Below are 25,407 nucleotides of genomic sequence, written 5' to 3' on the forward strand. Positions count from 1 at the left end.
CGCTCTCCTGCGACCGCTCAATCAACGGTCCCGCGCACCCGACTCACACGCGCGGATTCGACGTAGACGGTGACCGAGACGGTTCGCCCGCGCCGCAACTGCGGGTCGTTCGTGCCGGCGATCCGGAACGAGCCCGTTTCGCCCTCCGACCAGACGCCGTCGCTCGCGAGGTTGAACGGCCCCGTCGGCCCGCCGCGAAAGCCCGTCGCCGCGAAGAACGGGACGGGCGGTTGATACCGCAGTTCCTCCCCGTCGACCGCGACGACGACTCGCACGTCCGCGAGGGGCAGCGGCGCACCGCGCTCGTGCGTGAGCGCGATCGTATCGCCGTCGAGCCGCAGCGAAAGGGCGACCGTTCCCACCTCGGAACCCGGCGGCGAGGCCGCGTCGCTCGCGATTCCCGGTTCGCCCGTCGCCGCCGCGACGGCCTCCGCACCGGCGGCGACGACGCCACCGAGCACGACTCCGACGAGGAGCAGCAGTACGACACCGATCACCGACGCCGACGCACGGGGAGACACGCGGGGCTCTGGGCGCTCGATGAGTTATGAACCTTCGGCCGCCGCGGGGTCTGTCAGTTGGCAAGAACGCCGGTCGGCGTCATCGACTCCGAATCGTTGCCCAGCGCGCTCTCGTTGACCGCGCCGTAGACGAACGGCGTCGGCGTGGGGTCGACTGAGAGCACGACGACCGAGCTCCCGTCGATGGCGGTCACTTGGTAGGTTCCGCTGGGTGCGAGCGTCCACAGCGAGCCGTCGTCGCCGGTCCGGCCCACGACGGAGCTCCGTCCGCCCTCGGGACCGACGGTGAGTTGCGCGTCGACCGGTTCGTCGTTCGACGTGCTGTTGAGTTGCAGTCGGACCGGACCGCCCGGATACGTCCGGTGGGCGGTCAACTCCAGGCCGTCTTTGACGGCCGAGGTCTCCGACCCGGTCGTCACCTGATCGATCGGGCGGTACTGGTACTCTTTGAACACGCGCTCGCTCCCGCTGTCGACGAACGCGACGAGCCGGCCTCGTTCGTGTTCGATGGTTACGCGCGTGCTGTCGCTCTCCGGGTTCCCGACGATGTCGTCGCGGATCCGAAGCTCGGTGATCGTCGGGTACGCCTCTTCGGTCGCGTTCACCGCGTCGGCGAGCGAGAACGAGCCACCGTTACCGAGTCGAAGCTCCCCGCGGTACGTCTCGCGGACGTACGTACCGTCCCGGATGACCGAGAGCTCGATGCTGTCGGCCCCCGACTGGACGAAAAAGCGCGTCGATTCGGCCTCTCCGTTGAGCACCGACGCCGCGTGGCCCCGAACCGGGCCGGTGAGCGTGTTCAGCTCCAGTTCGATGTTCCCGAAGCGCGACGAGGAGATGCTGAATCCCGGCGTCGACTCGACGAGCGACTGGAGCCGCTCGCGACGCTGCTGGAGCTCCCGCGCCTCGGCGTCGATCACGGCGAGTTCGTAGAGCAGTCGCCGCGGCGTCAGCTCTCCGCTCCCGTACGCCGCGATGACCTGCTGCTGTCTGGTCCGTAGCGTGATCGTCCGCTGTTCGATCGCGCTGACCTCCTGCAGCAGGTACTGCTGTCGTCTGTCGTTGGCCCCGGCGGCTTCGATCCGTTCGACGACCGCGGCGCTTTCGAGGCGGACGTCCGTGGTCTGTGACCCGAACGCGAGGCCGCTTCCGAGTTCGACGTACTCCGTCTTGAGCGTACTCCGAGTGGCCGATCCCTGCGGGATTCCGAGGACGCTGATCGACGTCTCCTCGTCGGTTTCGTTCGGCGTCGAGACCTGCATCGACGGACCGTACCCGGTGGAACCTGACGCGTCGCTGGCGAGCGCGTCCGAACCGTCGGGGAGCGCCGGAACCGCGCCGGCGACGGCGGAGAGGACGAGGAGGAGGGCGAGTGAGAGGGCGGCAGCACGCATACGCAAAGCGTATTCCCGGAACGTTATTAAAAACGCGCCATTCGGTCGGCCGTCGAACGCGTGTCGCATTTCAGCGTTCCACGTGCACTCTCTCGTCGGCGTCGGTCCGGTAGCGCGGTCCTGCCTCCCCACACCGTGGGTGACTCTCACGATGGAAAGCGTTTTCAGCGTTCCACGTGCACTCTCAGCAAATGCGGACGTCCGCGCTGTGGGTTGCCCTCCTCCTCGTCTCCGCCGCGGTCGCTCCAGCCTCCGCCCTCGCCGTCGGCGATCTCTCCGCCGGCTCGTCACCGTCGCCGACCGACGCTGGCCCGCCGGCCGACGAGACAGACGCCCTGCGATCGCCCGCCGTCTTCCAACAAGCGAGCGAAGACGATGTGGCCGCCCGAACGAGCGTCGAGATCGATCTCCAGTCCGACCGGAGCGCGGAGTGGCGCATCGAGACGCACTACGCGCTCGAATCGGAGAACGAGACGCGCGCGTTCAGAAGTCTCGCGTCCGAGTACGAGGCCGGCGAATCAGACGTTGGACCGACCCCCGTGTTGTTCGAGTCGCTCCAACAGCGCGCGAGCGAGTCGACGGGGCGGCAGATGGCGATCGAGAACGTCACGTATCACAGTTCGATCGACGAGGAGGTCGACCGCGGCACGCTCGCGCTGACCTTCCGCTGGACGAACTTCCTGCGTCAGGGCGAGAACGAGACGCTCCTCCTCGACGACGTGTTCGCGCTACCGACCGCCGAGACCGACGAGCAGCGGACGTGGCTCTCGATCTTCGACGACGACCAACAGATCCTCATCCGCCCGCCCGAGAGCTATACCGTCACGGGGACGAGCATCCCCGTTCAGCAGCGAGAGAGCGCGATCATCCTCGCTGAACCATCGGACTTCGAGGGCGAGGACGAAGCGCTCGAAGTCACCTACTCCGCCGTCGGACCCGCCGGACGGCTCCCGGTCGGCCTCCTCGCTGGCGGCGGTATCCTCGCGGTCGTGACGCTTTTCGCCGGGCTCTGGGTGATCCAGCGGAGCGAGACGCGCACCCTTCCGTGGGCGTCGCCGTCGCCCAACGATGCGCCGCCCGGCGGGGCGGTTGGGGCTCCCGAGTCCAACGGCGGAACGGATGCGCCCGCGACGCGGCCCGCCGACGAGACGGCCGTAGACCGATCCGCCGAGTCGGCACAGCCGGTCAGCGAAGGTGACCGACGTCCCGACAGAGACGATCCGTCCGCCGGCGACGTCGAAGCCGGGCCCGACCTGTCGCTGCTCTCCGACGAGGAGCGCGTCGAGCACCTTCTCGAACAGAACGGCGGGCGGATGAAGCAGGCCACCATCGTCGATGAGACGGACTGGTCGGACGCGAAGGTTTCACAGCTCCTGTCAGCGATGGCCGACGAGGGCCGCGTGGACAAACTTCGGCTCGGGCGCGAGAACCTCATTTCACTCCCCGATGACGCCGAAGAGTCGACTGACGCCCCCGACGACGAGTGACGCCCTCCGACGACAACTGACGCTCCCGACGACAACTGACGCCCAACGACGACCGCCGGTGCTGAGGCTGTCGCCGCCACTGAGGGCCGACGCCCGTGTCGAGAAACGGACGATCGGATCCTCGATAGGATCCGCTTTTCGGAACCTCTTTTGCCGCCCCATCCTCAGCGACGGGTAATGGAGTATCTGGAGCGTCGGGTGTCGCTGGTCGAGGCGCGCCTCGAGGAGGTCATCGAGGCAGTCGACCCCCCGGAGCTATCCGACGAGATCGCACACGTCGCGCTGGCGGGCGGCAAGCGCGTCCGACCGGCGGTCACGATTCTCGCCTGTGAGGCCTGCGGCGGGGAGCCCGCGGACGCGGTCGACTTCGCCGTCGCGATCGAGCTGGTCCACAACGCGTCGCTCGTCATCGACGACATCATCGACCGCTCGGACGTGCGGCGCGGCACGGCGAGCGCGTGGGCCGAATACGGGTACGGTCCCGCCATCATCACCTCCGACGGCCTCTTGGGCGAGGCGTTCGCGCTCCTCTCGCGGAACGACCACGCGACGCAGATCGTCGCCGAGTCGATGGTCGAACTCGGCGAGGGCGAGGCAACCGAACTGGTCGCACGCCCCACCGACGAGAGCGAGTACATGGAACTCGCGCGTCGAAAGACGGGGGCGCTGTTCCGCGCGGCCGCGGAACTCGGCGCGGTCGCCGCCGACGCGGACCCCTTCACGGTCGAGGCGTTCGGCGAGTACGCAGAGCGCGTCGGCGTGGCGTTTCAGATCCGCGACGACGTCCTCGACGCGACGGCCGATCCCGACGACCTTGGCAAGCCGACCGGGCAGGACGCGGAGATGGACCGACCCTCCTTGGTGCAGGTCACCGGGCTGTCCGCGGAGGAGGCCAACCAGCGCGCGCACGACCAGTCCGAGCAGGCGCTCGACGCGCTGGCGGCGTCGGACGTCGACGACAGCGAACCGCTCGGGTACCTCACGGACCTCGCGGAGTTCGTCGTCGTTCGCGAGCGCTGACCGAGTCGCCCTCGGCTTCCCGTTTTAGCCCTGCGTGGCTTCCGCAGCGGTCGGGAACCGCGACTCCGCGATCGCGAACGCGAGCGTGCTGAAGACGCCGAGGAGCGTCCCGGCAGTGAGCCCGACCGCCAGCTGCGTCATCGAGAACGACTCGACGCCGGCGATCCCGCGCGGGAGGAAGAACCCCGAGACGACGTAGAGCACGACCGCGATGGCGACGACGTAAAACGGCGCGTTGAGGTAGCGCCACTTGAATCGATCCGCGAGGTACTCGTCGGTCACCTGCCCGAGACTGGAGGTGACGCCGGCCGCGGCGAACCACTGGACGGACCCGTGAACGAGTGCCGCGAGGACGAGCGGCGGCGTCGCGTCGGGAACGCTCGCGCGGACGGTCTCGACCAAGGCGTACCCGCGGAACCCGCCGACGACGAGGAGCGCCGCGGCGGCGACGTAGGTGATGAGGGTGACGCGGCCCTCATAGAGCACGTCGCGGACGCGCTCGGCCGTATCGTCGACGGCGTCCTCCAGCCCGAGGCCGCGAAAGAGGGTGTACAGGCCGAGGAACGCCGAAATGAAGCCGAGAACGACCGCGCCCGGGACGTCGAAGAGGCTCGCGATCGTGACGAACGGATAGATCAGGAGGAGGATGCCGAGGGGTACGAGAATCGTTCCCCGCGTTTCCGGGTCGGCGAGGACCTGTTTCATCGTGTAGTAGATCGATTCGAGGTCTTGGGCCTGCCGGACGACGACCCGGCGCACGCTGTCGATCGGGACGCGCGAACGGATGATCGGCAGGACCGACTCGTCCTGCGCGCCGTCGGTGATGACGATGGCGCTGACGTTCTCGCCTGTCGAGAGCCCCGCCAGCACGCGGTCGATCTCCTCGCCGATCGCGCGGTTGGCCTTCACGTCGCCGCCTTGGGTTCCCGTGACGGCCGCGACGGCGACTTCCTCGTCGACGTCGGGGTCGCGGTCGAGCGCGTCGTGCTCGTGAATCCCCTGAAACAGCACGTTGACGTCGGAGTCCTCCGGGTCCGCCGTCGCGAGCGCAACGGCTGCGGATTCGACGGCGTCGCGGCCGACGACCGGCGTCTCCAACCCGGTCTTGCGGCCGAGGTCGTCGTCGAGGTCGACGCAGAGGACCAACAGCATCTCCCGGAAGGTACGCCGTCGTGGTATATCTGTTTTCGGGAGCACTGCGGCGGCGGCGACGGTCCGGCGGGGCGGACCGTTCGTCGTTCGTGGCGGCCGTTCGCGGTCGTCGCTCCAAGTAGCACGACTTTTGAGCCTCCGGACGGTAGCAAGGACAACAGAATGATCTCGAAGGGCTGTGAGCAGTGCGCGAAAGGCGGGAAGATGGTCCTCTTCGTCTACGGTTACTGCGACCAGCGCGACTGCTTTTACTGCCCGCTCGGCGAGAACCGCAAGAACGTCACCGACGTCTACGCCAACGAACGCCTCGTCGAGTCCGACGACGACGTCCTCGAAGAGGCCCACCGGATGAAGGCCCTCGGCACCTCGATCACCGGCGGAGAGCCCCAAGAGGCCCTCGATCGGACGTGTCACTACCTCTCGCTGCTGAAAGACGAGTTCGGCGAGGACCACCACACCCACCTCTACACCGGGATCACCGGCGGTCGGGAGAATATGCGCCGACTCTCCGAAGCCGGTCTCGACGAGATCCGGTTTCACCCGCCCTACGAACTGTGGGGCGACCTCCACGGCACCGAGTGGGAGGAGATACTCTACGTCGCCCGCGAAGAGGGGCTCACGCCCGCGTTCGAGATCCCAGGTATCCGCGCCGAGGAGGAGTTCTTGGACTTCCTCGACGAGGGGGCGGCCGAGTTCTGCAACATCAACGAGTTCGAGATGAGCGACGGCAACTACCGGCGGATGCAGGAGGAAGGCTATGAACTACAGGAGGGCCACATGTCAGCCGTCGACGGCTCGAAAGCGGAGATTCTCGATGCGATGGGCGACCACGAGCGCGTGTACTTCTGTACCTCCGTGTTCAAAGACGCCGCCCAGCACCGCAATCGGCTCAAGCGGATGGCGCGAACGATCCGCCGGCCGTTCGACGAGGTGACCGACGACGGGACGCTCGTCTACGGCAAGACGTGGATCACGGCGGACGAACTCGACGCCCTCGGCGTCCCCGAGGAATTCTACACCGTCAAGTCCCAACACGTCGAGGTCGCGTGGTGGCTCCTCGAAGAGATGATCCAAGAGGGCGACGTGCCCGACGGCGAGATCGTCGAACAGTACCCGACCGCCGACGGAACAGTGGTCGAGCGGACGCCGTTGGCGTAGGGACGTCGCGAGCAACGCTGCTATCCGGGTCGTGACAGCTGTTCTATCGTCAGCGCCGCGTAGAGGCTCGGGACGAGCGCGATCGCCGTTCCGACGAGGAGCCACTCGCCGAGCGCCCCGTCGACGACGAGGCCGACGACGACGACCCCGACGCCCAGCAACCCGCCGCCGGCCGCGGCGCGCCGCTTCGTCCGGCGGTCGACGTCGACACCGCGGACCGAGCCGTAGAGCGCACCCCCGAGCGCGCAGATCACGCCGGCGGCGACGCCGACGAGCGGGTCTCCGACTAGCGTCCCCGAGAGGGCGAGGACGACGCCCGCCGCGGCACCGAGGAGCACGGACGTCCGCGGAGAGAGCGGGTTGACGTCCGCGCCGAAGTGCGCGGCGTACCCCGCCGGGGGCGCGGCCAGTGCGATGCCGACGAGCGCTGCCCGGAGCGCTCCGCCCGCGGTGAGATCGTCGACGAGAACGCCCAACGACCCCGACGCCGCGATCACCGCGCCCCCCGCGAGTAGCCAGCGGGGGCGGAGCGTCGCCGCCGGGTCGTCGTCGCGGACGATGCCGAACCCGACGAACGGGTAGGAGACGAGCGCGCCGACGACGACCGTCGCGTAGAGGCCCCAGCCGAGGGTGACGCCGGTCACGACGACCGAGAGACCGAGGAACACGCCGATGATGACGGCGAATTCGGGGACGCGACGGCTCATACTCGGGGTCGGGGCGAGGCAGCAGAAAGCGTTGCGGTCGTGGGAGGCGACGAGGCAGCGCCTCTCGTGTGCACGCGGGCCGGATGAATCTCGTCTCGCCACGCTCACGTCCGTTGCCACCGACAGGTGCCGTTCGCAGACCCGCAAGCGTTTAGACGACCCGTCAAGTATCTCCCGCTATGTCAGACTGTCCGTTAGCCGACGACTGCCCCCGGTACTCGGAGCGAATCGACGGAATGGGGTGTCAGTACTACGGCGACCGCGGCGGCGCGGAGTGGTGTAACAACTACGAACAGCCGATCCGCGACCTGAAGGCCCAGCCCGTCAAGCCAGGCGAGGAGATCGTCGTCGACGTCGACGACATACACGAGAGCGGCGCGGGCGTCGGTCGGACTGACGACGGGTTCATCGTCCTCATCGACGGGCTCCTCCCGGAGTCCCGAGCCGTCGTCCGGATCGATCGCGTGAAATCGAATCACGCCACGGCGAAGAAGATCGTCGAGCGGCTGCCCCTCGACGAAGACGAGAGCGCTGAGGGAGACGACGGGGACGATGAGGTCGAGGCGAGCGGTGCCGAGAAAGACGAGGACGAGGACAAGAATCGTGACACGGGCGGTCGCGGGCGACCGACCGCGCTCGGAAGCCGCGACAACTTCTGGGGCGGGTAGTCGGCCGCACCGGTCGGCGGAGACCGAACGGACAGTCGGGTCTCCGTCTCGACGGACAGTGACACACCGACGCGAGGAGCGGTCGATCTTCTGTAGCTTTTTTGCGACGGCCGCGCAAGAACACGATATGGCTGATGGCGAAGGCGACGACGGAGACGGCGCAGGTTCGACGGAGCCCGACGGGATGGACGGGTTCGACGTCGACGCCGCGCTGTCGGAGGTCGGATTCGACCCCGAAGAGAGTGTACTGACCCGTCGGCAGGCGGAGGTGCTGGTGCTTCGAGAGCGCGGCGTCCGACAGTCGCGAATCGCGAAGATGCTCGGGACCTCGCGCGCGAACGTCTCCAGCGTCGAATCCAGCGCCCGTCGGAACGTCGAGAAGGCCCGCGAGACCGTCGCGTTCGCGGAGGCGCTGGCCGCGCCGGTGCAGATCGCCGTCGAGCGGGGGACCGACCTCTACGACGTGCCCAAGCAGGTGTACGACGCCTGCGATGAGGCGGGCGTGAAGGTGAACCGGACCGCACCCGAGCTGATGAAAGCCGTCTCCGACGCCGCCGGCGACGCCATCCAGGGACGCGAAGTCCGCGAGCCGCTGCTCGTGGGCGTCACGACCGGCGGGAAAGTGCAAGTGCGACGTACCGCCGAGTAGGATAAGGATCGGCGGTGACAGCCGGCGGAGAACCGCTAGAACTCGCCTCGATCCTGCAACGACCGCACGAGCGATTTGACGTCTTGGGCCTTCGATTTCGGCACCACCAGCACGCGGTCCTCGTACGCGACGACCGCGAGATCCGACACCCCCACGAGCGACACGTGGGCGTCGTCGGCGACGACGACGTTGTCCCCGGCGTCGACCGTCCGGAGCGCGACGTCGCCGTCGGTGACGTTACCGTTCGCGTCGGCATCGAGAACGCGTTCGAGGGCGTCCCACGAGCCGATATCGTCCCACGGGAACGACACGGGGACGACAGCGACGTCGTCGGCGGTCTCGAACACCGCGTTGTCGATGCTGACGGCGTCGGTGGATTCGAACGCGTCGGTGACGCTGTCGTCGTCGGCCCGGAGCGCGTCCAAAAGCGGAGCCAACGGCGACGTCTCGACGGCGTCGAAGAAGACCGCCGGCCGCCACGCGAACAGCCCCGCGTTCCAGTAGTGGCCCGCCTCGACATAGGCCTCGGCCGTCTCGGCGTCGGGCTTCTCGTGGAACGATCGGACCGGAAACCACTCGCTCCCGCTTCCTTCTTCGGCCCCGTCCGCGGGTTCGATGTAGCCGTATCCCGTCTCCGGGCGGGTCGGCTCCACGCCGAACGTCACGAGCCGACCCTCGGTCGTGGCGACGGCGGCCCCGCGGCTGACGGCCGCCGCGAACCCGTCGCCGACGAGGTGATCGCTCGGGAGTGCCAGCACCACGCAGTTGTCGTACTTCGTCGAAATCCGATGCGTCGCGTACAGCAGTGCCGGACCGGTGTCGCGGCCGACGGGCTCGATGAGTACCGTCGCGTCACCGACTCGCTCGGCGACTCCATCTCGGTATGATTCGCGCGTGACGACGACTACCTCGTCGGCGACGCCGCGAGCGCGGGAAACAGTGCGTTCGAGGAGCGATTCGTCTGTGTCGTTCCCATCGTTTCCGTCCGCGGCCAGCGAGAGGAACTGTTTCGGTCGATCTGACCGGCTCGCGGGGTAGAGCCGCGAGCCGGTTCCGCCGGCGAGCACGACGGCGACGACCGGGAGCGGGACGTCGGCGTCGGCGGCACCGGCGTCATCATTGGCCGACGTGGCCGTCGTCCTAGTGTGGGTGTTCCGAGCCATCACCACGACTCCACGATGCCGTCTCGAATGTCGGCGACGCAGCCCTCACAATCCGGATGTCCGGCCTCGTAACAGTCGGGGTGTCCGTCGTCGTCGACGTCGACCGCTCGTCGTTCAGCGTAGCGACGACAGACGAGTCGGACGCGGCCCTCGTCGTCGCGGGAGAGCGCGTCTGCAACTGCGTCCTGACTGCTCGAATCGGTCGAATTCTTTCCGTCTCGGTAGGCGTCGCGGGCGCGAGCGTACTGTCGCCCCGCCTCGCGAAGCTTCTGTCGCAGGATGTGTTCGAGACGGTCGTCCATCGGTCGGGTGTGGGGCACCGATGAACATAGGTCCGTTGGTGAGTTCGCTCGGACCCGGTGGATTGCTCGCTCAACGGCTCCCCCGCAGACGCCCCGACGATGTCCACCGAATTCCACTTTCACTCCGGTTACGACACTTTATTACCCATCGCGCACCAAACGCCCTGTGCCTCCCAATGGAAAACAAGGCGGAGGCGAGTGAAACTATGTCAGACCTGCGAACACACGCAGCGGAGATAGCCGAACAGTTCTCGGACCACCTAGACGTCACCGAAGACGAGGTCGAAGAGCGACTAGAGAACCTCGTCGAAGAGTACCGCGTCCCCGTCGAGGAGGCGCGTCGCTCGGTGATCAACAGCTACCTCGAAGAGGCCGGTCTCGAACGCGACGAGATCGGTCGCGGCGGCAACGACGAGGTGCGCCTCGCCGACATCGACGAGGACGAACAGTGGATCGACGTGACCGCGAAGGTCGTCGAACTGTGGGAGCCCCGGAGCGACTCGATCGCGCAGGTGGGCCTGCTCGGCGACGAGTCCGGGCGAACCAAGTTCGTCGCCTTCGAGACCTCGGATCTCCCGAAACTCGAAGAAGGGGCGGTCTACCGCCTCGGAAACGTCGTCACCGACGAGTACCAAGGAAACTTCTCGGTGAAGCTGAACAAGACGACCTCGATCGAGGAACTCGACGAGGACATCGAGGTCGGCGACGACTCGACCACCGTCGAGGGCGCGCTCGTCGACATCCAGTCCGGAAGTGGCCTCATCAAGCGCTGTCCCGAGGAGGGCTGCACGCGCGTCCTCCAGAACGGTCGCTGCTCGGAGCACGGCGACGTCGACGGCGAGTTCGACCTCCGGATCAAGGGCGTGCTCGACGACGGCGAACGCGTCTACGAGATCATCTTCGGCCGCGAGGTCACGGAGGATCTCACCGGCGTCACGCTCGACGAGGCCCAGCAGATGGCGATGGACGCCCTCGATACGACCGTCGTGGTCGACGAGATGCGCGAGGACCTCCTCGGCACCTACTACCGCGTCTCCGGGCCCGAACTGGGACGCTACGTCCTCGCGGACGAGGTCGAACGACTCACCGAACCAGCGGATCCCGAAGCGGTGCTGATCAAAGCGAGGTCGATCTGATATGAGTTCCAACGAGATTCCGTCCCGAGAAGTCGCCCGACGCGTGTTCGCAGACGAGTTCAACGACTCCGCCTTCACGTTCAAAGAGTCCGACGACGACCGCGCGCCCGTCTACCTGCTATTGCCGACGGGCGAGAAAGCCAACCGGGTGTTCTTCGTGGGCACGTTAACCGAGAAGGACGACGTCGGCGAGGACAACGAGTACTGGCGCGGTCGCATCGTCGACCCGACGGGCACGTTCTTCGTCTACGCGGGGCAGTACCAGCCCGAAGCTGCGAGTATGCTCCGGGATCTGGAACCGCCAGCGTACGTCGCCGTCGTCGGCAAGCCGCGAACGTACGAGACCGACGACGGGTCGGTCAACGTCTCCGTCCGCCCGGAATCGATCCAGGTCGTCGACGCCGCGACCCGCGATCGCTGGGTCGTCGAGACCGCCGAGCGGACGCTCGACCGCATCGCGGCGTTCGACGAGGAGAGTAACGAGTACGCGCGGATGGCCCGCGAGGAGTACGACCTTCCGATCGACCGCTACAAGGAGTCCGCCGTCTCGGCGCTGGAGAGCCTCGAAGAGTCCGACAGCGACGAGTTCGGGCTGGACGGTGGCACCGTCGACGACTCCGCGGCCGAAGACGACGAAGCGGGCCTCCAGCCCGAGCCGTAGGACGGCTCGACAGCGAGCGGCTCAGCGATTTTTTGTGTCTCGTATGAGCGTCTGACGAAGGGTTAAGTGGGTCGCCGGACGAGTTAGAGAAGAGCTATGGGCAACAAAAACAAGACCATCTCGTTCCGCGTCAACGAGGATGCCTTCGAGACGCTGCGCGAGATCGCCGAGGAGCGAGACATTTCGCTGTCGGCGGTCTTCCGCGACTACGTCGATATGCTCGTTGCCCACGACGGCCAAGTGCAGGTCGTCCCCGAGCACGAACTCGACCAGTTGCGCACCGGCGACGACGCGGAGTTCCCGCCGACGGTCACCGTCCCGAAGAGCTTCGTCCGCGAGCACGAGCGCCTCGAACTGGAGGCCGAACACCTCCGCGAGCAGCTCGACGAGCACAAGCAGTACGTGAACCATCTCCGCGAACAACTCGAAGCGGAGGACGAGGAGGTCATCCACCTCGAAGACCTCGACGCCGACGCGGAGGAGCCGTCGTTCCGGCTGGGCTGACGAGGTCGGAACCCGTCGTCGAGGTGGTCAAATTCCGTCGTTACGACAGCGCTCCACGCCGTCTCGGCCGTCAATTCGGTTTTTTGCCACCTATCGACGACATATATTTATGCGTATATCTCCTGAGACCACCGTGCATTCCTTAGACGAGGTGTTTAGGCTATTAAGCAAAGAACGACGGCGGTATGCGCTCTATTACCTCTATCAGCAGGACCGCCCGGTTACGATCGAAGAACTCGCCGAGGCGGTCAACGAGTGGGAAACGGCCGCTGACGACGTCGATGCTCCCGACGAGCGGTTCGAAGATGTGATGCTGACGTTGAATCACAGCCACCTTCCGGAAATCGAGGCTGCCGCGAGCATCGAGTTCGATCAGGAGAACGGGAGAGTGAGAATCACAGACGCCTCGCGCGAGGCCGAAATCCTCATCTCGATAGCGCAGCGGCTCGAACAGTCCTCGTCGGACGTCGATATCGTTGATGTCTCGGAGTTACTCAACTAGTTGCCTGTCCGAAATCGCAGGGGTTTCGGCGGCCTTCACGCTCCGTTTCCACTGCTGTTATTTCCTCTACCCCGATAGTGCCGTCCGCGCGCGGTGCAGTTTCTGTTCCATCTCGTCGTTGCCCTCGACGCCCGCGAGCGTCTCGGCCGCTTCGAGCGTTCTGACCGCGTTGTCCAGAAACGAGAGCACGTCGCCGGGGTACGCGTACAGCATATATTCGTCGCCGATCACGTCGACGATGGCGTCGGGGCCGAGCCCTTGGGCGCGCAGTTCGAGGAGGTAGCGGACGAACTGCCGCTCGGGATAGCCCGTGTAGAGGTCGTCGGGATTCTCCGGATCTAGGAAGTCCTCGGCGAAGTCGAGCAGGCGGTCTCGCGTCGCGTCGTCGACCTTCGAGAGTCCCTCGCCGGAGTAAAGCACGTCCATCGTCGCGCCCTTGAACGCGCCCTTCGGGATGTTGACGTCGAGCTGGGAGACGATCTGGCGGTGGTTCTTGAGGTAGACCTTGTCCGTGATAGCCACGGTTGCGCGTCCGTAGGCCGCTGCGGGCGAAAAGCCTCCCGGTCTCCGTGTGACCCCGCCGCACTCCGGTACGGAGTCGTAACGTATTTGACTGCGACGGGGGTACCTGAAGGTGCGTGTCCGGGTTAGGGTAGTGGACCATCCTTCAGCCTTGTGGAGGCTGAGACGCGGGTTCGATTCTCGCACCCGGACCTAATTTCCGTTTCTCACGCCTTCTACCGTTGGTTTTCGGCACCCATCAAACAAGAGGGAGAAATGATGCCGAAAGCCTATAGGATTAGAACGAACGCCGAACCCGACACCGTACAGCGATTACCAACCTCTCGGGACAAATACAATTCAGAGGTGGAATATGCCACTTCCTGATGCTGTTCCGCTTGTCATTGAGGGCGACCGAGAGTACCTCAATCGTAGACAGTTGGAAGACTACAAACAACACAGGGAAGAGGTGCTTGAGTGGCTATGGACGGTCGGTAAAGACCCGGAACGGAGTGAGGGGTACAGCAAATCAGTCACCCGGAATATGGCATACCGACTCTCCAAGATTTACAGGTGGGTATGGGAACGTGAAGATAGATATACTACCGAAATAACCCGAGAACACGCTGATTCATACCTACGTGAAATCGCGGGGAAGGATTGGAAAAACTCAAACAAATCACAGTATCTCAAGGCCCTCAAACGTCTATTCAAGTGGAAGATACACGAACTCGGTGGAAGCCCGTGGGAGCCTGAAATCACGTTCTATCCTTCCTCGGAAGAGTATCAGCCTCAGGACTATCTTACCCTTGAAGAACGGAAGCGTCTCCGAGAGGCGTCGTTAGAGTACGGTGCTGTTCCTTCCTATGGGAACCTCACTCCAAGCGAACGCTCCCGTTGGAAAGCCCACATCGCTCAACGACTTGAGAAACCAAAGGAGAACGTCTCAAAAGTGGATTGGGAGCGTGTGAACAGTTGGAAGGTTCCCTCACTTGTGGCTACAAGTTTGGATGCGGGCTTACGCCCGGTCGAAGTAGAGCGTGCTGTTACTTCTTGGGTGGATATACAGAATCACGTACTACGAATCCCGAAGGACGAATCATCCAAAAACCGTGACAATTGGATTGTGAGTCTACGGGAACAAACTGCCCGCTCACTCAAGATGTGGTTGGATGAGCGGGAGAATTACGCTAAATACGATGGGGCGGATGCGCTGTGGCTCACCCGCCGGAAGAATCCATACCAATCGGAGAGTTTGAACTATCTTCTATCTCAACTATGCGATGAAGCCGGAATTGATACTACTAATCGTAAGGTGAGTTGGTACAGCATCAGGCACTCTACAGGCACCTATATGACCCATTTTGAAGACCTTGGTGCGGCCAAGGCTCAACTCCGTCACAAGTCGGAACGAACCACGCTCAAGTACGACAACGCTCCCGTCGAAGAAAGAAGAGACGCCTTGGATAAGATGGGCTGAACAAGCAAACCGGCTCTTACGGCAGAAGGACTATCTATTCACTTTCTGAAGACCTTCCCAATGTCATTCGATTTCTCGGAGTGGATAGAAGCCTACGGGAAGGTCGCCCCGGATGAGTCAATAGAGTACAAGGATGACTCCGGGGCTTGGTGTGAAGAGACAGACTATCGATTAGGGTCAATTTCATCTGAGTTTCAGCGACGTGGCTACATCTCCCGAGAAGATTTACGTAAAATCGGGAAGTGGAAAGCAGGGGGTCGGATTGACCACCACATTAGGAAGAACAGCACATCAGAGGTCGAAGACCAAAGCGAACTCGCGCTTCAATCTTCGGGCGATGTAGAGGCTGTAGAGGAGTTGACCAAACTAACAGGTGTGAGAGTTCCTATGGCGTCCACTATTCTCACAATGGCGAAACCAACGGAATTCGCTATCATTGATTATCGGGCGCTTCGCGCTCTTGGCGTTGTGAAGCCTGAACTCTTGGATGCTCAATCATACACCGACTACTCGACCTTTATGGAGTGCTTCAGAAATCCAACCTCAGAAGGATACGTCTTCTATATGGACATAGTACGGAAGATAGCCCGGCAAGAAGACCTGTCCACTCGGGATGTGGATATGGCTCTTTGGGCCTACGACAAATCTATGACCTGAGTTAATTACCGAAGGTGCTGTAGAATCTGTAGAATACGGAATCCGAGTTCCCCATAGTCCTTCTCCGTCTCAGATGCCTTCTCCTGTAGTTCCTTAATTTTCTTAGAATAGCGTTCGTTGATGACCAACTCCAATTCCATCCCCGTCTCTTCCTCAAAGTCGGCTTCCAAGGCATTCAGCCCGCCCAAGAGATATTCTTCATCTGAATTGCCGGGAACAACCGGACTCCATAGTTGGAACACGTATGAATCAGCGGAGTCGAAGAGTTCAGTCACGTAGTTCTTGTCTGAGTTGAACTTCTGCCACAGGCGCTCTAAGGAGTGCTGATAGTCTTTTGCCCCGTATTCGGCCCATCGGTTGGTGTCCGGAGTTCCTACGTAGTGAAGACCGTTCAGGTGCGTTACAACCTCGCAAGTGTAGACTATCTGTTCCCCCTCATCGGTTTTGTCAACTCCTATCACATCAATTTCCGATTGGTCGCCTTCTTTCTGAGGGCGCTGATTATACATCACCAACTCGCACTCTTTTATCAGTCTGAGATACGCCCCAACAAGGAGTTCACCTGATTCCGGTTGTGTAGTCATAATCCACTTATCTGTTTCCGGCGGTCTTCCCAATCGTTCGGTACTCGCCGATACTTCATTCTCAAACCTCTCCGTCACCGTTATCCCTGTATTCTTCAGGAAGCGAAAGAAGAGTATCATCTTGATAGAACATTTCTTCAATATCGCCTTTGTCTGTACCCTCTTTCAGATTTAGTTCTACAAGATGATACAAACCAACAGTAGAAAGAACCTTGTAGTCTCCTCGTTGCTCCATATACTTCTCTACGTTTGGCTCTATGCTAATATCGCGCTCATTCGGCGCAGTTCCCATCTCCGGATTCACAATCAACAGGCCCGAAACATTGTCGTCGGGGTTTTCTGCCACTACGTTCTCAACCCAATCATCCAATTGTCTTCCTTTGCTTTTCTTGATGCCACCCGTTGTTCCCGTGATTTCAAGAGCAAACTGAGTTTTATCCGTGTGTAGGATTCCATCTCGTTTCCCCGGTACTTCGCCGTCTACTGTGAAGCCAAGTTCGCGTAATGCTTCTCTTGTTACTTCCTCAAGGTTAGTGCTTGTCTCATAGAGTAACTTCTTGAATTTCGTTAGCGACTCTAATTCCTCTTCTAATTCTTCAATCTCTTCCTGCTTCTCTTGGATACTGTATTCTATGCCTTCCTCATTTGGAAGACGGTACTCAGAAAGCCAAGCAGGGGGAGCGCGGCCTTCCACATTAGTTTCAATTCCGAATACGTGATGGAGGGTGTCTTTGACAAAATCAGAATACGTAATAGATTCATCCGGTGGAATAATAGCGACATAGCCGTCATCTGAACCATAACTATGAGCGACCTTTGTTGCTATAGATTCTGAATAAGAGTTCTCCGCGATAGTTTCCGAGTTGTAACTTGATTCGTGAGTAGAATGATTGATTATTTTTTCCCAATCAAAACGGCGACCAAAGAACCATTCCCACTCTTCATCAATTGTCTGTACAGATTCACCCGACTCATCAGTATCAATGTCAACTGAAAATGGAAGCCAATTCAAAAGTTCATAATCATCGTAAGGCTCTACCTCATTGTCTTTCTGTCTCGCGTGTCTACCCATCTGCGAAAGTGTTGTCGTATTGCTCTTTTTCGGCTTCGTCGTCGTATTCCCCATACTCACAGTAAGAGACTCGGGTAGATAGACCACCAAGAACCCTCCTGTTCTAATAAACGTAGTAACATCTCCGGAGTCGAACACAATTGGAGATTCATCTGATTCGTTGTAGGGATGGTCGTAGTCTTGAGCCGCTGCTTCTAACGTTCTCAGATTGACAAACACGATATCGTAATCTTTGAAATTGGTAGATTCATCCCACCCTGCAGATTTGTGGACAAATGGCAACTCACTTCCTTTTGATAAGATTCTCATAAGCGGGAGTGTGGTTCGGTGTGCCATAATATTGGCGTAGTAATTCCAAATCGAAGGGATGGGTTCACGCGCCGGGGGTAGAGTACGGAAAGACTGAACCGTTAGACAGACCGCTCAAGGCTCTCAATACCCCTGTAGCCCAAATCTTTGAGTGTAGGGTGTCCCGCTAAACCGAGTCTTCACTTTATATCCCTTCTTCAATTCGCATACAATGGCGTATTCCGACCGTACTACCATACCCTGTGAAAAGTCCACGCGAGAGCGGTTGAAAAGTCTGAAACGCGGAGGTGAAAATTGGGATTCTCTACTGAGGAAGTTGAGCGAATCCTACGACCCCAACTAATCTCACCGCTAACCAATCAGAACGAAGTGAACGGGTAGAGGCAGGTTCCCAAGCCCGATGCCTCACCCACATAGGATGGAGTCACCTAAACGATGACAAACGAAACTACCGGATATAACGCTATAAACATTGGCCTTTCTGAGTCGAATAGCATACAAATAGACAATTCTGATAGCCCTATTATTGGATATGGTGTAGAGTATGCTAAAACATATGCGGAAAGGGTGAAGAGAGCGGAACAGATTCACAAAGACCGCTGTGACGACGTTCCCGCTGATGTAATCGGGGGAACCGCCAAAGCGCAAGAAGATTATCACCCATCCGAATCTTGGAATGAAGTACCGTCTGTTCGTGATGGATACGATGACCGGCGAGACAAACTGTTCTCAGGTGGATGGGCAAATCAAGACGTGTTCACTTCCCTGTATAATGGTGAGTTCGGGAACTACAACCAACTTCAAGCGGAATCATATCTCGCGGCTATGTTCTCCTTCACTTTCGGGAAGAACCACGACATAGTAGCCTATGAGATGGAGCAACTTTGCTTTGATACGGAGTGGGAGATTAATCCCCGACACCGGGTCTATGTCTTGGATGTGGTCGAAGACATTCCTTCTATTTATTGTGAAGGGATTGACCTAACAACGAAATTTAACGTGGCTCAAGAAATTCTACTCTTCACCAACGTAACTGTATCAGACCTTGATTCCCGTCTTGATGTGGGTAGAAGGCATATTTCCAACGTTCTTCCTGTTCTTCACGCTGAAGGATGGGTGAAAAGAGAAACAAGTAGTAGAGTCAATGAGCCGGATATTTGGAAGGATAATGGACTTACAACAGACTATCTTGATATGCTCTTAGAAGCAAAGGAAAAGTTGGAAGAGTAGTTTACCGTCTCTATTAATTAGAGTATTCTTCGTTACTATGTATAGTATAGCCATTTCCCTATGCATACATTTCCTACCAAGCGTTGACATTTCCCTTGGTGAGGCGAGACTATACACAGGTCGGTGCTTTCTCTATACAAGAATTTAGACTCAATAGCGCCTGATACGCCCATACAGCCTGTTCTTCTCTTCTACAACCAATGCCTCTCACCGGGGCGTTAGAATGCGCTGTGACCCCTTCTCAATCCATAGCGCGGCTTCAGGCGTGTTGGCTTTGTCCGGCTTGAAGAGTGATTCGGGCTGAAGGTTGAGGGAACAATAATAGGGGTACTGAGGAAGTTACCTACTCTCGCGGATTTTCGGCTTGTTGCTCCTTACACCACTCAAACAACTCTTCTCTCAGGTCTTTAGACGTTTCTCCGAACAGACTACCAAGACGGTATCCAAGGTTTTCCCAAGTTAGATTCGGGAGTTCAGGATTCTCTTTGTATTTCGACTTGTCCGGGTCATCTTTGAGGGCTTCTGTCCATCCGGCATTGAAATTCCTTAGGTGGTTTGAATCGGGATTCGTGTTCCGCTTGTCTTCTTCGTAACTCAGTAGGTCATCGGACATACACTCATATGTGTTATTGGGTATCAAGATATTTTCCCTACTGAGTAAAGTAGCCTGAGATTCGCTGTTTCAGATGAAATTCTGTCGGAGTCCCACGGGGTTCTAACATACAAAGGGGCGGGGGTGTTCGTACTTGTTAATATAGGGCAAGTATCCCCGATAGGTTCAGATTCTGTGAAAAATCTCTAAACCACTACCCTCAAGTCTGAGAAGTGCCCAAAATCGGAGAAAACCTACCCCCTCAGAAGTGGACAGATGGGAGTAACACATAATCCGAATACAGACCCCTTCCTCTACTGATTCAGATGAAGCGGAGTGCTGATAGAGAGAAAGGCTGTGTGATGTACCTGTGAGTGCGTAGGTGCGCTCTAATGCGTTTCTACTGTCTGTCTGCCCTTCTCAGCACACACGAATAGATGAGTAGAGAAGGCAGATAGGGCGCTCTCACGGGTCTACCTATTCCCACTTCTTCACCGCTACTCCTTACTTGCGCTTCTTGCTGTGTTTTCGTGATTTGAGGAACGGAATAATGGAGAACAGAATACCGATGAAAGTTGCCCATAGACTTGACGCGGCAGAACTTGAGCCGGGTGGCGAGTGACCGTTCTCTCAGACTGTGGAAGAGTACGTGGGCACCGAACCCTTATTCAGGAAGGTTATGAAGAGCCACTATGCCACCATCGGACGAATATGAGGAAAAGATAGCAAACTCAATAGAAGAAATCTACGACCTTCAGTTAGAAGCATTACGACGCGCCGGAGTCGCTAATGAAAAAGAGCAAGGTCTTGAGATTGAGTCAACGGAAGCGGTTAGACTGTTTCGGGAAGCGACAGGATACCTACTCCGTATGCGGGAACTCCGAGATGACGTTGAGATGGAACTTCGTAATAGCCAATTCTACCACATTGAGCGCGTTATCGGACATATTGAAGACTACAATCGGATTCTTCAAGACATACGAAAGAACGATTCCTTTGAAAACGCAATACAAAGTTTCAATGAATTATCCTATGGCCCCGGAAATAAGCAATATGCCAACCGTGCGGGATACAAAGTAACTATTGAAGGGCGTTCAGATTTTGTGCCCTCAATCTATGTTTCAGTAGATGGACTAAAAGGTAAGCAACGACAACAGAATGTACCAATGGATGGGACGACAATTGTTGAGAATTTTGTGTATCCTCGCTTAATCCGTCTAACAAAAGATGTAGAAAACTCTCTTATCGGAAGGTGCGCATCCGGTAAGCGACCATAGCCCATTTTCTCACATCTCGGATATGTCTCAAGATAATCTATGAAAGCGCCCGAAGAGCAAAGAGTGTAGTTCCCGTAGTAGGACCCGAGAGAACCAATGATTTGCCCTGAATGCTCTTGGCATTGGGCCTTTGAGGATGACGGAATTGTATGTCCATTTTGTGCGAGGGCTATAGGAACGCCAACCGATGATGACCCTCAGGAAGCCCACGAAGCGACAACCGAAGTTCAGGAAGCGTGAATGACTGATTCCAATAGAACTCCCGAAGAACAGGCGGTCATCAACAAGGTCGCGGAGAGGAAGGGTGAAGAGTGGGCTGAAGAACACGCGGGACTCATCATTGCTCAGGCTCAGTTGGTTGGAGAGATTTAGGAACCTATCCTAAGGTCTCCCGATGGATTCGTCTGAGAGGGCGAGAATAAGCCCGTGTATGTCTTCGTCTGTTGATGAAGGGAATCCACCGTCTATTCTGAGGTGTCCTCAGCGGCTTCAGATAGCCCTCAGTTCGATTATGATTTTATAAAGAGAATGCGGAGCGCGGGGTAGTACGACTGAAAAATTTCACAGAAGGGCGACGGACTAAACGACGGAGATACTGATATGGGTATCAGAAGGGACCAATCTTTCTCGCTGATAGGTTTGATAACCCCAACGAATTTTTGCTAAATGGTTCCACGTATATATTAAATTTAAAAGAGTCAATCTTCAGCGCATCCGGACTGAATACAGACTTTTATCACTATTCTATCAGTATAGAGGCGACAGGTGAACGGGGATTTATCGGTAAGAACTTTCATCCCACCGTGAATTGGAACGTCTAATGGCTGATTCGTCTGCTATTCTGAACGCACTTCACGGGGTGGCTTCCCGTATTACCGATGATAGTAGTGAACGGGACGTTGAGACTGCTTTTCTCCAAGAGGGGTTCTTCACACAGTTAGGCTATCAGGGAATCGGACACGACCTTCGGAGCGAGTGGAAACTTCCTGATGACCGACGCCCGGACTATGCGACCCTGAACGATAATCAGGCTGTCACCGCTGTCTATGAGTTCAAGAATCCGAGTGAAGACCTATCCGGACACGAATCTCAACTCTTCCACTACACCAAGGAACTCAAGGCTGAGTACGGGGTTCTTCTCAATGGACGCGAGTTCCGGTTATTCAGACGAACAAACGGCTCTCATACCCGCTTGGTAACGCTGAACCTCGCTGATGCAACCCAATCTGATGTTCGGGAACTCTCGGGTGCGTTGGAGAAGCCAACGTGGGACACGACCGACCCGGATATTATCACTCAATACGTCGGAGAACTTGAGCCGGTTTCTCTTGAGGATGAACTTGGGCGAGAAGAGTTCTTTGAGACGTTTAGATTGGAAGAGGGGAGTCCCTTCGCTGAACTTGTTATATCTTCTATGGAACTTCTTCACGAACTCCGAGATGAGCAAGAAGCGAAGTTCGTTGAAGGGGCCTACGACTTTTGGGATGCTTCATACGCAAGTGAGCCGGATGATATTCCGGATTCGTGGGAGCCGTTCATCGATGGGGAGCAGTCTCTTCGTGACTTTATGTTCTGCTTGGAGTCCGGTCACGCGCTACTCGCCCGGCTTCTGTTGGCAAAAGCGAGTGAAGACCACGATTTCTTCCCCGACAACAGGGGACTCCGTAGGTACTTTGATGAACTTCCCGGCTTCGGGGATGAGATTGATTTAGACGCTTACCCCGTTGCCGCTCACGGATTGATTGATGATATGCGGAATCAACTTGTTGAGAGTCTGTTTGAGGATGACCTGTTCATTTGGTGGACTGATGCGTTCCAAGAGTCTACAACCTCTCAGCACGCAAATCCATTCAATCGCTTCCGAGATGTGGCCCGTGAAGGGAGTGGCGTTACCCGAGTGAGCGACCCCGTCCGAGAGAAATTTAGCCGGGCTGTGGCTAACGTGTTCTTCTCCATTCTGAAGTTCGACTTTTCACGGATAGAGGGCGACCCGTTGGGGAACCTCTATCAGCGGTACTTCGACCCTGAGACGCGGAAGGCCCTTGGTGAGTTCTACACCCCACAGCCCGTGATTGATTACATTATGGACGGGGTAGATTATGATGTAGGAGTTTCCGCTGAACGCTTGATTGACCCTGCCTGTGGCTCAGGGACGTTCCTTGTTGAAGCGGTGAGGCGATACAAGCAGGACGTTCGACGATACAACGACGACCCCGATTGGGAGAATCATCTTACGGAACTATGCTCTCGCCCACACATCGTTGGGCTTGATATTCACCCGTTTGCCGTGCTAATGGCCCAAATCCGGTTTATGGTGGAAATCCTGCCGGAGTACCGAGAAGCCAAGCGGAACAATCCTCAGTTCACGATTCGACGGCTCCCGATATTCCGAACAGACAGCCTTCGGAATGAGCGAGAGAGTACCGGGGCAGACCTTGGAAGTGACGGACAACGACAACTCACCTTTGATTCGCTCACCGAAGACAATCAGGACGTACTCATTCCTGTTCCTCTCCCCGTTGAGGTGGATGAAGATGAAGTGGAAGAGACGGACGGCGAGTTCCTTGTTCAGCGCGTCCGTATGCCGCTATTCAATACGATTCAACTACAAACCAATGTGAGCAATTTCGGGGAGTATTTCGCGGCTCTACAGGGCGTCTTGGACGTTGTAAAGTACCATATGAGCGAAGAATGGTGGGAGTATGGTGGCGGTCTTCAGGAAGGTATCTCACGCTATACAACGCGAGAGTATGAGGGTGTAGAGGAGTTCTTCGCGCCGTATGTTGATGATATTCTGAGTACCGTCCGATACCTACGGGAAGAACACGGTGACGGTCGCCTGTTCAAGATGTTGGAAGACAGCGTTCTGTCGCTTGTTGTGAAGAACTACTTGGACTACGAATACGTGGTCGGGAATCCCCCTTACGTCCGGATTCAACATCTACCTGATTCTCAGAAGGACTACTTCGCTCAGTTGTACGACTCTACGACAGGGAATTACGACATTTACTGTCCCTTCTACGAACGGGGATTAGATTGGCTCAGCGAGGGAGATGGTCGGCTTGGATTCATCACACCGAATCAGTTTATGGTGACAGACTATGGGGAAGGAATCCGGAAGGTGATGCTCCAAGAAGCCCAAATCGATGAGATATACGATTTCCGAGATTCGGGTGTGTTTGAAGACGCAACAAACTACCCGGCAATAGTAATCCTGAGCGATGAGGATGATGAATCAATTCGCCGGGAGAATCAAATCCGCTGTGTCCGGGTGAAAGCGAACGTGGATGATGATAGTGGAAGAGCGTTGGATGAAGAGATTATTCAGGCTGTTCGTGACCACCGAGGAGAACCGGGGTATAGCGATGAATATATTGATGTTTTTGATTATCCACAGGGTGAACTCGGAGAGGGTTATTGGCCCCTGATGCCGCCTGAAGAACTTCAAGTTTTCAACAAACTCGCAAATCAAGGTAATACCTCAATTGGAGAGGCAACTGATGCGGTATTCCAAGGTATTCGTACAAGCAAGAACAAAGTGTATATCGTTGAGGTGTTGGATGCAGACCGGATTGAATCAACGGACACGGGCGGAACGGTTACAGTAATTCCTTCAGGGTTCTCAGAAGAGTTTGAAATTGAGACAGACCTGTTACGTCCGTTCTTACAAGGGAATGACGTTGAACGGTGGCGAGGGGAGTGGTCGGGGAGTCACGTTATCTACCCATACCACGTTCAGAATGACGACGGTGAGCGGAGCGCCACCTTGTACTCAGAAGAAGAACTACGGCAAGAGACTCCGTTGACGTGGGAGTATTTCCGGGCCTACGAAGATGAACTTAGAGGAAGAGAGAGGGGGGCTTGGGAAGATAGCGATACTTGGTGGGAGTTCGGTAGAACACAGAATCTTGAGAAATTTGAACAGCGGAAAATTGTTCAGGCCCATATCTGTAGAAATGCTACGTTTATGATAGATGAAGCGGGGACGTGGTACTTCACTACAGCATATGGGGTCTTGCTTGAGCCGGACTACCGAGAAATCACCGAAGAGGTTGCTTGTCAACTGAACTCAAAGGCTCTTGATTTCTACTTCAAGCACATCACCACGGTCAAGGCAGGGGGATACTACGAATACCGCTCTCAGTATGTTGAGAAACTTCCCTGTGTGGTTAGCGAGAATTCTTCCTTCCCGGTGATGCGGGAAAAATCGGAATCTATCGTAGATACCATCGATTTAGAAAGTAAGACAGAACGCTTCCCGGAAGCCTACTTGGGTGACTTTGAGGGCGAGTTAGATTACATTGATTACGAATGGCAAACACGCCGGTATCCGGTGGATGCTCACATACAGGCACAGGCAGACGGGACGTTCGCTGTCGAAGCCGGACGGTCGGATAGCATCACAGACCCACGGATGGATAGCCAAGACCGCGCCAAGTACGTTCACGCCGCTGTAGATGGCCGCAACGTGAAGAGCGGGGAAGAGATGAGTATCCCCATTCCTCGGCGAGATACAGGCGTGAGGGCGCTCTTGGATGCGTTAGAGGAAGACAGGGAGACTGTAGAGAATACGGATATTGGTGAGTTGGAAGCCGATATTGACCAAGCCGTGTATAAGATGTTTGAGTTGACTGAGGAAGAGCGCGAAGTGATTGAAGACTACTTGGAAGTGTTCTGAAGA

The 25,407-nt window shown here is 58.1% G+C and carries 25 protein-coding genes and 1 tRNA gene; 16 read left to right on the forward strand and 10 right to left on the reverse strand.

What is annotated here, in order from left to right:
- Nucleotides 1–17: 17 nt before the first annotated feature.
- Nucleotides 18–521: a type IV pilin gene (locus tag U5919_RS11630; RefSeq protein WP_336024484.1), complete on the reverse strand. Its 504-nt coding sequence runs from the start codon at nucleotides 519–521 to the stop codon at nucleotides 18–20.
- Nucleotides 522–574: 53 nt separating this feature from the next.
- Entirely contained in the window at nucleotides 575–1,915 is a 1,341-nt protein-coding gene (locus U5919_RS11635; RefSeq protein ID WP_336024486.1) for a DUF7096 domain-containing protein, read from the reverse strand.
- Between the two features lie 191 nt (nucleotides 1,916–2,106).
- Here U5919_RS11635 and U5919_RS11640 point away from each other — a divergent pair, with 191 nt between their 5' ends.
- Both U5919_RS11640 and U5919_RS11645 read left to right on the forward strand, forming a co-directional pair.
- Complete coding sequence (locus U5919_RS11640; protein WP_336024488.1) at nucleotides 2,107–3,402, forward strand: helix-turn-helix transcriptional regulator; 1,296 nt, start codon at nucleotides 2,107–2,109, stop codon at nucleotides 3,400–3,402.
- A gap of 177 nt (nucleotides 3,403–3,579) precedes the next feature.
- Nucleotides 3,580–4,422: a polyprenyl synthetase family protein gene (locus U5919_RS11645; RefSeq protein WP_336024490.1), complete on the forward strand. Its 843-nt coding sequence runs from the start codon at nucleotides 3,580–3,582 to the stop codon at nucleotides 4,420–4,422.
- Between the two features lie 24 nt (nucleotides 4,423–4,446).
- Here U5919_RS11645 and U5919_RS11650 read toward each other — a convergent pair whose 3' ends face one another.
- A complete protein-coding gene (locus U5919_RS11650; protein ID WP_336024493.1) occupies nucleotides 4,447–5,574 on the reverse strand; it encodes a DUF373 family protein in 1,128 nt (375 codons plus the stop codon).
- Between the two features lie 162 nt (nucleotides 5,575–5,736).
- Between U5919_RS11650 and U5919_RS11655 the strand changes: the two genes are divergently transcribed.
- A complete protein-coding gene (locus U5919_RS11655) occupies nucleotides 5,737–6,732 on the forward strand; it encodes a radical SAM protein (RefSeq protein ID WP_336024495.1) in 996 nt (331 codons plus the stop codon).
- A 20-nt stretch (nucleotides 6,733–6,752) separates the two neighbouring features.
- Here U5919_RS11655 and U5919_RS11660 read toward each other — a convergent pair whose 3' ends face one another.
- A complete protein-coding gene (locus U5919_RS11660; protein ID WP_336024497.1) occupies nucleotides 6,753–7,439 on the reverse strand; it encodes a hypothetical protein in 687 nt (228 codons plus the stop codon).
- 179 nt (nucleotides 7,440–7,618) lie between these two features.
- Between U5919_RS11660 and U5919_RS11665 the strand changes: the two genes are divergently transcribed.
- Both U5919_RS11665 and U5919_RS11670 read left to right on the forward strand, forming a co-directional pair.
- Nucleotides 7,619–8,107 (forward strand): TRAM domain-containing protein, encoded by a 489-nt coding sequence (locus U5919_RS11665; protein ID WP_336024499.1) that lies wholly within the window; start codon nucleotides 7,619–7,621, stop codon nucleotides 8,105–8,107.
- 184 nt (nucleotides 8,108–8,291) lie between these two features.
- Nucleotides 8,292–8,756, forward strand: a complete 465-nt coding sequence (locus U5919_RS11670; RefSeq protein WP_425604227.1) for a Tfx family DNA-binding protein — start codon at nucleotides 8,292–8,294, stop codon at nucleotides 8,754–8,756.
- Nucleotides 8,757–8,791: 35 nt separating this feature from the next.
- Here U5919_RS11670 and U5919_RS11675 read toward each other — a convergent pair whose 3' ends face one another.
- Both U5919_RS11675 and U5919_RS11680 read right to left on the reverse strand, forming a co-directional pair.
- Nucleotides 8,792–9,919 (reverse strand): mannose-1-phosphate guanylyltransferase, encoded by a 1,128-nt coding sequence (locus tag U5919_RS11675; RefSeq protein ID WP_336024506.1) that lies wholly within the window; start codon nucleotides 9,917–9,919, stop codon nucleotides 8,792–8,794.
- Nucleotides 9,919–10,221 (reverse strand): DUF7091 family protein, encoded by a 303-nt coding sequence (locus tag U5919_RS11680; protein ID WP_336024508.1) that lies wholly within the window; start codon nucleotides 10,219–10,221, stop codon nucleotides 9,919–9,921. The genes U5919_RS11675 and U5919_RS11680 overlap by 1 nt, the downstream gene beginning before the upstream one ends.
- Nucleotides 10,222–10,427: 206 nt before the next feature.
- Here U5919_RS11680 and U5919_RS11685 point away from each other — a divergent pair, with 206 nt between their 5' ends.
- From U5919_RS11685 to U5919_RS11700, 4 genes are all read left to right on the forward strand, one after another.
- Nucleotides 10,428–11,357 (forward strand): replication factor A, encoded by a 930-nt coding sequence (locus tag U5919_RS11685; RefSeq protein WP_336024509.1) that lies wholly within the window; start codon nucleotides 10,428–10,430, stop codon nucleotides 11,355–11,357.
- A gap of 1 nt (nucleotide 11,358) precedes the next feature.
- Nucleotides 11,359–12,018 (forward strand): RPA family protein, encoded by a 660-nt coding sequence (locus U5919_RS11690; protein WP_336024510.1) that lies wholly within the window; start codon nucleotides 11,359–11,361, stop codon nucleotides 12,016–12,018.
- Nucleotides 12,019–12,114: 96 nt separating this feature from the next.
- The gene (locus tag U5919_RS11695; protein ID WP_336024512.1) at nucleotides 12,115–12,522 is read left to right on the forward strand and encodes a DUF8146 domain-containing protein; all 408 of its coding nucleotides are present in this window, start codon (nucleotides 12,115–12,117) and stop codon (nucleotides 12,520–12,522) included.
- A 133-nt stretch (nucleotides 12,523–12,655) separates the two neighbouring features.
- A complete protein-coding gene (locus U5919_RS11700; protein ID WP_336024515.1) occupies nucleotides 12,656–13,024 on the forward strand; it encodes a DUF7344 domain-containing protein in 369 nt (122 codons plus the stop codon).
- Nucleotides 13,025–13,090: 66 nt separating this feature from the next.
- Here U5919_RS11700 and U5919_RS11705 read toward each other — a convergent pair whose 3' ends face one another.
- The gene (locus U5919_RS11705; RefSeq protein ID WP_336024518.1) at nucleotides 13,091–13,546 is read right to left on the reverse strand and encodes a DUF5814 domain-containing protein; all 456 of its coding nucleotides are present in this window, start codon (nucleotides 13,544–13,546) and stop codon (nucleotides 13,091–13,093) included.
- Nucleotides 13,547–13,665: 119 nt separating this feature from the next.
- Here U5919_RS11705 and U5919_RS11710 point away from each other — a divergent pair.
- The 3 genes from U5919_RS11710 (at nucleotide 13,666) to U5919_RS11720 (ending at nucleotide 15,662) form a co-directional block, all read left to right on the forward strand.
- Nucleotides 13,666–13,738: transfer RNA gene (locus tag U5919_RS11710), tRNA-His, on the forward strand.
- A 160-nt stretch (nucleotides 13,739–13,898) separates the two neighbouring features.
- Nucleotides 13,899–15,005 (forward strand): tyrosine-type recombinase/integrase, encoded by a 1,107-nt coding sequence (locus U5919_RS11715; RefSeq protein ID WP_336024519.1) that lies wholly within the window; start codon nucleotides 13,899–13,901, stop codon nucleotides 15,003–15,005.
- A gap of 60 nt (nucleotides 15,006–15,065) precedes the next feature.
- Entirely contained in the window at nucleotides 15,066–15,662 is a 597-nt protein-coding gene (locus tag U5919_RS11720) for a hypothetical protein (protein ID WP_336024520.1), read from the forward strand.
- Between the two features lie 5 nt (nucleotides 15,663–15,667).
- Here the strand turns inward: U5919_RS11720 and U5919_RS11725 are convergent, their stop codons facing one another.
- Together U5919_RS11725 and U5919_RS11730 are read right to left on the reverse strand one after the other, a co-directional pair.
- Nucleotides 15,668–16,246, reverse strand: a complete 579-nt coding sequence (locus U5919_RS11725; RefSeq protein ID WP_336024521.1) for a hypothetical protein — start codon at nucleotides 16,244–16,246, stop codon at nucleotides 15,668–15,670.
- A 61-nt stretch (nucleotides 16,247–16,307) separates the two neighbouring features.
- Complete coding sequence (locus tag U5919_RS11730) at nucleotides 16,308–17,627, reverse strand: hypothetical protein (RefSeq protein WP_336024522.1); 1,320 nt, start codon at nucleotides 17,625–17,627, stop codon at nucleotides 16,308–16,310.
- Nucleotides 17,628–18,062: 435 nt separating this feature from the next.
- Between U5919_RS11730 and U5919_RS11735 the strand changes: the two genes are divergently transcribed.
- Nucleotides 18,063–18,857, forward strand: coding sequence for a hypothetical protein (locus tag U5919_RS11735; protein ID WP_336024523.1), 795 nt, complete (start codon nucleotides 18,063–18,065; stop codon nucleotides 18,855–18,857).
- Between the two features lie 343 nt (nucleotides 18,858–19,200).
- Here the strand turns inward: U5919_RS11735 and U5919_RS11740 are convergent, their stop codons facing one another.
- Nucleotides 19,201–19,470, reverse strand: coding sequence for a hypothetical protein (locus tag U5919_RS11740; RefSeq protein ID WP_336024524.1), 270 nt, complete (start codon nucleotides 19,468–19,470; stop codon nucleotides 19,201–19,203).
- A gap of 671 nt (nucleotides 19,471–20,141) precedes the next feature.
- Here U5919_RS11740 and U5919_RS11745 point away from each other — a divergent pair.
- The 3 genes from U5919_RS11745 to U5919_RS11755 all read left to right on the forward strand — a co-directional run bounded on the left by U5919_RS11745 (nucleotide 20,142) and on the right by U5919_RS11755 (nucleotide 25,404).
- Complete coding sequence (locus U5919_RS11745; protein WP_336024525.1) at nucleotides 20,142–20,726, forward strand: hypothetical protein; 585 nt, start codon at nucleotides 20,142–20,144, stop codon at nucleotides 20,724–20,726.
- 240 nt (nucleotides 20,727–20,966) lie between these two features.
- The gene (locus U5919_RS11750) at nucleotides 20,967–21,098 is read left to right on the forward strand and encodes a hypothetical protein (RefSeq protein ID WP_336024526.1); all 132 of its coding nucleotides are present in this window, start codon (nucleotides 20,967–20,969) and stop codon (nucleotides 21,096–21,098) included.
- A gap of 448 nt (nucleotides 21,099–21,546) precedes the next feature.
- Nucleotides 21,547–25,404: an Eco57I restriction-modification methylase domain-containing protein gene (locus U5919_RS11755; protein WP_336024527.1), complete on the forward strand. Its 3,858-nt coding sequence runs from the start codon at nucleotides 21,547–21,549 to the stop codon at nucleotides 25,402–25,404.
- The last annotated feature ends 3 nt before the right edge of the window (nucleotides 25,405–25,407 follow it).

The organism is Halobellus sp. LT62, from assembly GCF_037031285.1.
Taxonomy (GTDB): domain Archaea; phylum Halobacteriota; class Halobacteria; order Halobacteriales; family Haloferacaceae; genus Haloquadratum; species Haloquadratum salinisoli.